At 73.1% G+C, this 5,346-nt stretch carries 6 protein-coding genes; 4 read left to right on the forward strand and 2 right to left on the reverse strand.

Annotated features, from left to right (window positions below):
• The coding region (locus ACESL7_RS12685; RefSeq protein ID WP_372893682.1) for an enoyl-CoA hydratase-related protein at window positions 1–224 on the reverse strand (224 nt) is incomplete at its 3' end.
• Complete coding sequence (locus ACESL7_RS12690) at window positions 221–973, reverse strand: SDR family oxidoreductase (protein WP_372893683.1); 753 nt, start codon at window positions 971–973, stop codon at window positions 221–223. The genes ACESL7_RS12690 and ACESL7_RS12685, both read right to left, overlap by 4 nt.
• Window positions 974–1,102: 129 nt before the next feature.
• Between ACESL7_RS12690 and ACESL7_RS12695 the strand changes: the two genes are divergently transcribed.
• The 4 genes from ACESL7_RS12695 to ACESL7_RS12710 form a co-directional block, all read left to right on the forward strand.
• Window positions 1,103–2,623: a DUF2125 domain-containing protein gene (locus ACESL7_RS12695; RefSeq protein ID WP_372893684.1), complete on the forward strand. Its 1,521-nt coding sequence runs from the start codon at window positions 1,103–1,105 to the stop codon at window positions 2,621–2,623.
• 94 nt (window positions 2,624–2,717) lie between these two features.
• Complete coding sequence (locus ACESL7_RS12700) at window positions 2,718–4,067, forward strand: TldD/PmbA family protein (protein WP_372893685.1); 1,350 nt, start codon at window positions 2,718–2,720, stop codon at window positions 4,065–4,067.
• On the forward strand, window positions 4,054–4,839 hold the full coding sequence (locus ACESL7_RS12705) for a 3'(2'),5'-bisphosphate nucleotidase CysQ (protein WP_372893686.1): 786 nt from the start codon (window positions 4,054–4,056) through the stop codon (window positions 4,837–4,839). The genes ACESL7_RS12700 and ACESL7_RS12705 overlap by 14 nt, the downstream gene beginning before the upstream one ends.
• A 29-nt stretch (window positions 4,840–4,868) precedes the next feature.
• Window positions 4,869–5,346 (forward strand): endonuclease/exonuclease/phosphatase family protein (locus ACESL7_RS12710; RefSeq protein ID WP_372893687.1); only part of this gene is annotated, 478 nt, incomplete at its 3' end.

A 5,346-nucleotide genomic window follows, 5' to 3' on the forward strand; every position in this document is an offset into this window, starting at 1 on the left:
CAGACCGGCGATGTGGCGAGGCCGGCGCGCGCCGCCTCCAGATCGGCACCGGCGGAAAAGACTTCCCCCGCGCCGGTGAGGACGATCGCCTGCGCGCCCTCCTCCGTCGCGCCCTCGGCGAAATCGGCGAGGTCCTGCAGCATCTCGAGCGTCAGCGAGTTCGCCTTGTCGGGGCGGTCGATGACGGCGGTGTGAAGCGCGCCCTCCCGCGCGGTGCGGATCATGCGAGGCCCACTTCCGCGCGGATCGCCGGGTCGCGGAGCGAGATGTCCTGCCCGCGCCAGGCGTCGGCCTCCGGCCCGCACATCCAGACGAGCGCCTTCGCCGGCCACTCGGGCGGGATGTGGTCGGACCAGTCGAGGCCGCTCACCGGGTTCACGCCGCTCGACTTGATCTCGCGCTGCATCTCGGTGGCCACGGTGCCGGGGCTGAGCCCGATGGCGCGGATGCCCTGCGCGCGGCCCTCCAGATCGCAGGAGCGGGTGAGCATCGCCGCGCCGGCCTTGGAGGCGCAATAGGCGCTCCAGCCCTCGAGCGGGTTGTTCGCGGCGCCGGAACTCACGGTCAGGATGCTGCCGCCGCCGGCCTCGGCCATGACCGGCATCGCGGCGCGCATCCCGTTGAAGACGCCCTTGAGGTTGACGTCGATCGCGGTGGACCACCCGTCCGGGTCGGCCTCGGCCAGAGCCTCGATCGGCTGGATCACGCCGGCGTTGTTCACCAGCACGTCGAGCCGCCCGAAGGCCTGAAGGCAGGCGCGCACCGCCGCGTCCATGTCGGTGAAGCGCGCGACGTTGCAGGGCACCGCGATGGCGTTCTGCCCGATCTCCCCGGCGAGGTCCGCGATCTCCGGTCCCGACCGCGCGAGGAGCGCCACCTGCGCGCCCGCCGCGGCGAAGGCCCGCGCAGCCGCGGCGCCGATCCCCCGGCTCGCGCCCGTGATCATCACCGCCTTGCCGTTCAGGTCCGCCATGCCGCCCTCCTGCAGTTGCGGCCCCCGTGATACGCACGCGCCCCGGCCCGGTCCAGCCCTTCGCGCTTGACCTTGCGGGGGAGGTGTGCGGAACCTGCGCCCTAGGTTTCAGCCCGAAGGACAGGATCCATGCGTGCATTCACACCCACCGTCGTGCCGGCGCTCGCCGCCGCGGCCTTCGCAACGCCGGCCGCGGCCGAGGTCACGGCCGAGCAGGTCTGGAACGACATGCGGAGCTACCTCACCTCCTTCGGCTACGAGGTGCAGGCGCGCGAGGCGATGTCCGGCGACACGCTGACCATAAGCGACGTGAGCGTGCGCATGGGCCTGCCCGAGGACGGCGGCACGGCGACGGTCGAGATGCCGGAACTCGCCTTCACCGAGGCGGGCGACGGCACGGTGACCATCACCTATCCCGGCACCGCGGAAATCCGCGTCGCCGCCCGCCCCGAGGGCGAGGAGCCGGTGGACGCCGCTCTCGCGTTCACGCAGTCCGGGCTCGAAGTGGTCGTCTCGGGCGACGACACGCAGATGACCTACGACTACACCGCCGAGCGCCTCGGCCTCGCGCTGGCCGAGCTCGTCGTCGACGGCGATCCGGTCCCGTCGGAGAGCGCGTCCGGAACGCTGACGATGCAGGGGATGTCGGGGCAATCGGTCGTCACGCCGGGCGATCTGCGCGGGCTCGACCAGACGGTGACGGTGGACGAGGTGAGCTACGATCTCGCCGTCGCCCCGCCGGAGGAAGAGGGCCGCGCCGACATGTCGGGCGGGATGCAGGGGCTGACCTTCGCGGGCACGGCGCGCATCCCCGCGGATCTCGACATGGAGGATCTCTCCGACGCACTGGCGGCCGGCTACGCCTTCGACGGGCGTTTCGGCTACACCGACGGGCGGACCGAGTTCGACATCGCCGGCGACGACGAGCGGATGCAGGGCGTGACCCGCTCGGACCGGACCGAGCTGCGCGCGGCGATGGATTCGGAGCGGATGTCCTACGGCGTCTCGGGCGCCGGCACCGAGATCAACATCGAGACACCCGAACTGCCCTTCCCGGTGGAAAGCACGATCGGCGAGTCGGGCGTCTCCATCGCCGCTCCGGTGGGGCAGACCGAGGACCCGCAACCCTTCGCCTTCGAGCTCTCGCTGCGCGACGTCACCATGGGTGAGCCGATCTGGGCGATGGTCGACCCGAACGCCATGCTGCCCCGCGAACCGGCGAACCTCGTGCTCGATCTGTCGGGGCAGATGCGGGTGCTGGGCGAGCTCTTCGATCCGGAGGCGATGCAGGCCATGGCGATGACCGGGGAGCGGCCGGCAGAGCTGCATGCGCTCGACCTCGCGCAGCTCCTGGTCTCGGCCGCGGGCGCGGAGCTCACCGGCGAGGGCGCCTTCACCTTCGACAACGACGACCTCGCGACCTTCCAGGGCATGCCGCGGCCGGAAGGCCGGATGTCCTTCCGCCTCGAAGGCGCGAACGCGCTTCTGGACACGCTGATGCAGATGGGCGTGCTGCCCGAGGAGCAGGCGATGAGCGCGCGCATGATGATGGGCATGTTCGCCGTGCCCGCGGGCGACGACGCGATGGAGTCGACCGTCGAGGTGACCGAGGAGGGCCGCATCCTCGCCAACGGGCAGCGCATCCGCTGACGCGCCCGGACCCCGCCCGCGCCTTGCGCGACGCGGGCGGGCGGTCTACCTCCGCCGGGTGCCGCTGCGGCGGCGTCCCCGGAAGGAGCGCGCGATGACCCAGCCATTCCCCGACCGCCTCGCCCATGCCCTGCTCGAGGCCGCGCATCGCGCGGGCGCGGAGGCGGCCGACGCGCTGGTGATCGCGGACCGCTCGGTCACCGTCGACATCCGCGGCGGCGCGCTCGAACAGGCGGAGCGATCGGAGTCCACCGACCTCGGCCTGCGCGTGCTGATGGGCCGGAGGCAGGCCTGCGTCTCGGCCTCCGACCCGCGCGAGGAGACGCTGACCGCCATGGCAGAGCGCGCCGTCGCCATGGCGCGCGAGGCGCCGGAGGACCCCTGCGCCGGCCTCGCCGATCCCGCGCAACTCGCCGACCGGCGCGACGCCGCCGGGCTCGACCTCGCCGATCCCTCGGACGAGCCCGCGCCGGATGCCCTGCAGGACGCCGCCGCGCGGGCCGAGGCCGCCGCGCTCGCCGTCGAGGGCGTCGCCCAGGTGCAGGCCGCCTCTGCCGCCTACGGCCGGCGCGAGATGCATCTCGCCGCGACCAACGGCTTCTCGGGCGGCTACACGCGCACCGACCACAGCCTCTCCTGCGTGGCGATCGCGGGCGAGGGGCTCGGCATGGAGCGCGACTACGACGCCGACGGGCGCATCCACGCCGCCGACCTGCGCGACGCGGGCGAGATCGGCGCGCGCGCCGGCCGCCGCGCGGTCGAACGTCTGAACCCCCGCCGTCCGAAGACCGGCGCCTACCCGGTCGTCTTCGACGAGCGCATCGCGTCCTCGCTGATCGGCCACTTGCTGGCGGCGGCGAACGGCACCGCGGTCGCGCGCGGCGCGTCCTGGCTGCGCGACGCCGAGGGTGCGGCCCTCCTGCCCGCCGATCTCTCGCTGATCGAGGATCCGCACCGCCCGCGCGTGCAGGGCTCGCGCCCCTTCGACGCCGAGGGGCTGCCGACCGCCCGCCGCGCCATCGTGGAAAACGGCACGCTCACCGGCTTCACCCTCGACCTCGCCACGGCGCGCAAGCTGGGCCGCGCGCCCACCGGCAACGCCGCGCGCGGGCTCTCCTCGCCGCCCGCGCCGTCGAACTGGAACGTGGCGCTGACGCAATCGGAGCTCTCGCAGGCCGACCTCCTGCGCGAGATGGGCACCGGGCTGCTCGTGACCTCGATGATCGGGGCCACGATCAACCCCAACACCGGCGACTATTCGCGCGGCGCCTCCGGCTTCTGGGTCGAGAACGGCGAGATCGCCTGGCCCGTGAACGAATGCACCGTCGCCGGCACCCTGCGCGAGATGCTGGCGAGCCTCCGCCCCGCGAACGACGCGCGGCCGTGGCTCAGCCGCGTGGTGCCCTCGCTCCTGGTCGAGGGGCTGACGATTGCCGGAGAGTGACCTTGCGCTCCTGACCCGCGCCGCGCGGGAGGCGGGCGAGGTGGCGCTGCGCTACCACGGTCCCACTGCGAAACGCTGGGACAAGCCCGGCGGCGCGGGGCCCGTGACGGAGGCCGATCTCGCCGTGAACGAGTCGCTGCGCGCCATCCTGCTCGTCGCGCGGCCCGACTACGGCTGGCTCTCGGAGGAGGATGCCGACACGCCCGAGCGCCTCGACCACCCGCATATCTTCCTGCTCGACCCCATCGACGGCACCACCGGCTTCATCGAGGGCTCGTCGAGCTGGTCGCTCTCGCTTGCCGTCGTGACCGAGGGGGAGATCACGGCCGCGGTGGTCTACCTGCCCGCCGACAAGGGCAAGCTCTACGCCGCCGCCAGGGGCGAAGGCGCGACGCTGGACGGCCGGCCCATCCGCGCCACGGCGCGCGAGAGCGTGGAGGGCGCGGACGTCCTCGCCACCCGCGCCGCGATGGAGCCCCGGAACTGGCCCGGTGGCGTGCCCGGGTTCAAGCGACATCACCGCCCCTCCCTCGCCTACCGCCTCGCGCTGGTGGCCGAGGGGCGCTTCGACGCGATGATCACGCACCGCGACAGCTGGGACTGGGACATCGCCGCCGGGCTGCTGATCTGCCGCGAGGCGGGCGCGGTCGTCACCGACCGGGCGGGCGACCCGCCCCGCTTCAACACCGCCAACCCCAGGACGCCCGGCATCGTCGCTGCCGGGGCGTCCGTGCACGCCGGGCTGATTGCGGCCATGCGCCCGCGGGGTTAGCCTCCGCGCTCCCTCAGCCGGAGTGCCCCATGCCCTTCACCCTCGCCACCTGGAACATCAACTCCGTCCGCCTGCGCCAGGGCCTCGTCGAGCGGCTCCTGACCGAGGAGGCGCCGGACATCCTCTGCCTGCAGGAGTGCAAGAGCCCGGTGGAGAAGATCCCGCGCGAGGCCTTCGCCGCGCTCGGCTATCCCCACATGGTCGCGCGGGGGGAGAAGGGCTACAACGGCGTGGCGATCCTGTCGAAACTGCCCATCGAGGAGGCGGGCGCGCTCGACTTCGCGGGGCTGGGGCACGCGCGGCACGTGGCGGCGCGGCTGGAAAACGGCGTCGTCGTTCACAACTTCTACGTCCCCGCGGGCGGCGACGTGCCGGACCGCGAGGCGAACGTGAAATTCGGCCAGAAGCTCGACTACCTGACCGACCTGCGCGACTGGCTGCACGGGGAGCGGCCGGGCAAGTCGATCCTCTTCCAGCGGCGCGATGTTCAGGTCGCCGACGAGGATC

The sequence above is a fragment of the Rhodosalinus sp. genome (genome assembly GCF_041685465.1).
Lineage (GTDB): Bacteria > Pseudomonadota > Alphaproteobacteria > Rhodobacterales > Rhodobacteraceae > Rhodosalinus.

Excerpts from the sequence above, each read along its gene's own strand:
- ACESL7_RS12690 (WP_372893683.1), bottom strand. The coding sequence starts at position 973 with ATGGCGGACCTGAACGGCAAGGCGGTGATGATCACGGGCGCGAGCCGG.
- ACESL7_RS12700 (WP_372893685.1), top strand. The coding sequence starts at position 2,718 with ATGACCCAGCCATTCCCCGACCGCCTCGCCCATGCCCTGCTCGAGGCC.
- ACESL7_RS12695 (WP_372893684.1), top strand. The coding sequence starts at position 1,103 with ATGCGTGCATTCACACCCACCGTCGTGCCGGCGCTCGCCGCCGCGGCC.